Here is a 1132-nt window from a genome sequence, read left to right on the forward strand (position 1 = left end):
AACGTTCCATTATCATGCGGTATATGCTTCTGGTTACGCATTACCCTCTAGCTGTGAGACATAACAATTCGGGAGTACCTCAGCTTGTGAGCCGTTGATATCCATCTCGTTATGCCCCTTTGGGTGGGAACTTCGCTTGAACCCTAGCTGATCGGAAGGTTACGGAACCTTCACTCCTTTGAGCGCCTTCTTCGGTCGCCCAGATAATTTAATTATGACCTATCGAGACCGTCTTAGTCCGTGGGTAATTGTGCGGTTATTACCCAAAATCCAACGAGTGGTTGTTGCTCGCTTCCGTAACCGTTCTGATGCAGAGGGTCACCTGCGCCGTCTCCGACAGCTGATGCCTGATGTCGAATTTGTGATTATTTTTGATACTGGGGAGGAATTAGATAATAAGTAAATAAATAACTGGTTGTTCTTGGACGGTTGACAGTGGTTTGTAACCAGTAACCAGTTAACAGTCAACCGTCAAATCAGGAATAAAATTATTATAAAACTTGACCATTGAGCGCTTGTTTATATAATCAAAAAAAGCTATAGTTATTCTGGAGGTTAAATCTCCATTTGTCTACAGAGTAAAGGAGAAAATCATGGGATGGTTAAAATCATCAGTCGCAAATCCTTAGGCACTAAACCTGTCTATGATATTGGTGTCAAGAGCGACCATAATTTTATTTTGGCAAACGGTATGGTTGCTTCCAATTGCTTCAACAAATCCCACTCTACCGCCTATGGCTATGTAACCTATCAAACTGCCTATCTCAAGGCGAATTACCCAGTTGAATATATGGCAGCGCTGCTGACAGCGAGTAGTAACAGCACGGACAAGATACAGAAATATATTGCTACTTGCTCAACCATGGGGATTGAGATTTTGCCACCGGATATCAATCGTTCTGATTTTGATTTTACCCCAATCTCTAATAGTATATTGTTCGGGTTTTCAGCAATCCGGAATTTGGGACACGGAGCAATTAATTGTATTATCAAGGCTCGGGAGACTGGTGGTGAGTTTAAGGCTTTGGCAGATTTATGCGATCGCGTGGATTTGCGCACCCTTAACCGCCGTGGTTTGGAAGCATTGATTTACTGTGGTGCCTTTGATAGCATTCAGCCCAACCGCCAGCAA

At 43.2% G+C, this 1132-nt stretch carries 2 protein-coding genes; both read left to right on the forward strand.

Features of this window, described 5'->3' with window-relative positions; translation table 11 throughout:
* Positions 1–214: 214 nt before the first annotated feature.
* The gene (locus F6K37_RS43730; RefSeq protein WP_287257391.1) at positions 215–403 is read left to right on the forward strand and encodes a hypothetical protein; all 189 of its coding nucleotides are present in this window, start codon (positions 215–217) and stop codon (positions 401–403) included.
* A gap of 195 nt (positions 404–598) precedes the next feature.
* The coding region (locus F6K37_RS43735) for a helix-hairpin-helix domain-containing protein (protein WP_502887847.1) at positions 599–1132 on the forward strand (534 nt) is incomplete at its 3' end.

Source organism: Moorena sp. SIO4E2, assembly GCF_010671945.1.
GTDB classification, from domain to species: domain Bacteria; phylum Cyanobacteriota; class Cyanobacteriia; order Cyanobacteriales; family Coleofasciculaceae; genus Moorena; species Moorena producens.